We start from the raw sequence: 2,500 nt of genomic DNA, 5'->3' as shown, positions 1-2,500 counted from the left end.
CTCGGAGATAGCTGGTTCTCTGCGAAATCTATTTAGGTAGAGCGTCATCCGAATACCCCGGGGGGTAGAGCACTGGATGGGTAATGGGGCCCCACAGGCTTACTGATCCTAACCAAACTCCGAATACCCGGGAGTACTAGATGGCAGACACACTGCGGATGCTAACGTCCGTAGTGGAGAGGGAAACAACCCTGACCTACAGCTAAGGCCCCCAATTCATGGCTAAGTGGGAAAGCAGGTGGGACGACCAAAACAACCAGGAGGTTGGCTTAGAAGCAGCCATCCTTTAAAGATAGCGTAACAGCTCACTGGTCTAAATAAGTTGTCCTGCGGCGAAGATGTAACGGGGCTCAAGCCATGAGCCGAAGCTTAGGATGCCGTAAGGCATGGTAGCAGAGCGTAGTGTGACATAGAACTCATCCGTATTTGCATCTGTGTTGTGTAACAGCAGCGAGGTGTAATGACGGATCGAGTTCTTTCGATGAAGCCGGCCTGTGAGGGATCCGGTGGAGAGATCACTAGTGAGAATGATGACATGAGTAGCGACAAAGAGTGTGAGAGACACTCTCGCCGAAAGTCCAAGGGTTCCTGCTTAAAGCTAATCTGAGCAGGGTAAGCCGGCCCCTAAGCCGAGGCCGAAAGGCGTAGGCGATGGGAACTAGGTTAATATTCCTAGGCCAGGAGGATGTGACGGATCACAGGTGTAGTTCAATCTTATCGGATTGATTGGGCTGCTGAGTGGTTCCTGGAAATAGCCCTCCATCAGACCGTACCCTAAACCGACACAGGTGGACTGGTAGAGCATACCAAGGCGCTTGAGAGAACGATGTTGAAGGAACTCGGCAAAATACCTCCGTAAGTTCGCGAGAAGGAGGCCCGGTTCCTAGGCAACTAGGGGCTGGGGGCACAAACCAGGGGGTGGCGACTGTTTATTAAAAACACAGGGCTCTGCGAAGTCGCAAGACGACGTATAGGGTCTGACGCCTGCCCGGTGCCTGAAGGTTAAAAGGAGAGGTGAGAGCCTTGAATTGAAGCCCAGGTAAACGGCGGCCGTAACTATAACGGTCCTAAGGTAGCGAAATTCCTTGTCGGGTAAGTTCCGACCTGCACGAATGGCGTAACGACTTCCCCGCTGTCTCCAACATCGACTCAGCGAAATTGAATTGCCTGTCAAGATGCAGGCTTCCCGCGGTTAGACGGAAAGACCCCGTGCACCTTTACTACAGCTTCGCACTGGCATCAGGATTGTGATGTGCAGGATAGGTGGTAGGCTTTGAAGCAGGAACGCAAGTACCTGTGGAGCCTCCCTTGAGATACCACCCTTCGCACTCTTGATGTCTAACCGCGGTCCGTTATCCGGATCCGGGACCCTGCGTGGCGGGTAGTTTGACTGGGGCGGTCGCCTCCTAAAGCGTAACGGAGGCGCGCGAAGGTTGGCTCAGAGCGGTCGGAAATCGCTCGTTGAGTGCAATGGCAGAAGCCAGCCTGACTGCAAGACTGACAAGTCGAGCAGAGTCGAAAGACGGCCATAGTGATCCGGTGGTCCCGAGTGGAAGGGCCATCGCTCAACGGATAAAAGGTACGCCGGGGATAACAGGCTGATACTGCCCAAGAGTCCATATCGACGGCAGTGTTTGGCACCTCGATGTCGGCTCATCTCATCCTGGGGCTGGAGCAGGTCCCAAGGGTACGGCTGTTCGCCGTTTAAAGAGGTACGTGAGCTGGGTTTAGAACGTCGTGAGACAGTTCGGTCCCTATCTGCCGTGGGTGTAGGAGACTTGAGAGGAGTTGCCCCTAGTACGAGAGGACCGGGGTGAACGATCCACTGGTGGACCAGTTGTCGTGCCAACGGCAGTGCTGGGTAGCTATGATCGGACAGGATAACCGCTGAAGGCATCTAAGCGGGAAGCCCCCCTCAAAACAAGGTCTCCCTGAGGGCCGTGGAAGACCACCACGTCAATAGGCCGGAGATGTAAGCGCAGTAATGCGTTCAGTTGACCGGTACTAATCGCCCGATAGGCTTGATTTGATCCAGTAATGGAAAGACAAATCAAAGACATACACACCCTGAGTTGGACAACGTTGATCTGATTAACACAACCGTGCAGGACCGCGCATCCGCTTCGCGAATACGCTGCCTCCTGCCCGTCGCTTTTTTGCTCCGCAAAAACAGCGACGTGGGGATTTTCCTCGGTTTGGTGGTCATAGCGCAAGTGAAACACCCGGTCCCATCCCGAACCCGGAAGTTAAGCACTGCCGCGCCAATGGTACTTGGGCTTAAGCCCCGGGAGAGTAGGTCACCGCCAAACCTAGTAAAATCCCCAAATCTCTCTAAAACGATGAAAACAAATCTGACTCTGACGCGGGATGGAGCAGCCCGGTAGCTCGTCAGGCTCATAACCTGAAGGTCGCAGGTTCAAATCCTGCTCCCGCAACCAATACTTCAAGTCAGATATCAAACACTTAGCGCCCCAAGGGGCGCTTTCTGCGTTCAGGGCCA

Annotated in this window: 1 tRNA gene and 2 rRNA genes (1 of these 3 cut by a window edge); all 3 read left to right on the top strand. The window is 54.2% G+C overall.

The features are described from left to right. Positions 1-2,029 (top strand): 23S ribosomal RNA (locus ACR0DS_RS20145); it begins 816 nt to the left of the window's first position. A gap of 165 nt (positions 2,030-2,194) precedes the next feature. Beyond that, positions 2,195-2,309: ribosomal RNA gene (gene rrf / locus ACR0DS_RS20140) — 5S ribosomal RNA — on the top strand. 52 nt (positions 2,310-2,361) lie between these two features. Next, positions 2,362-2,438: transfer RNA gene (locus ACR0DS_RS20135), tRNA-Met, on the top strand. The last annotated feature ends 62 nt before the right edge of the window (positions 2,439-2,500 follow it).

The sequence above is a fragment of the Ruegeria sp. AF5 genome, assembly GCF_056541905.1.
Note: the sequence above shows the minus strand (reverse complement) of the source record. Positions and strands in the feature narration are given on the sequence as shown.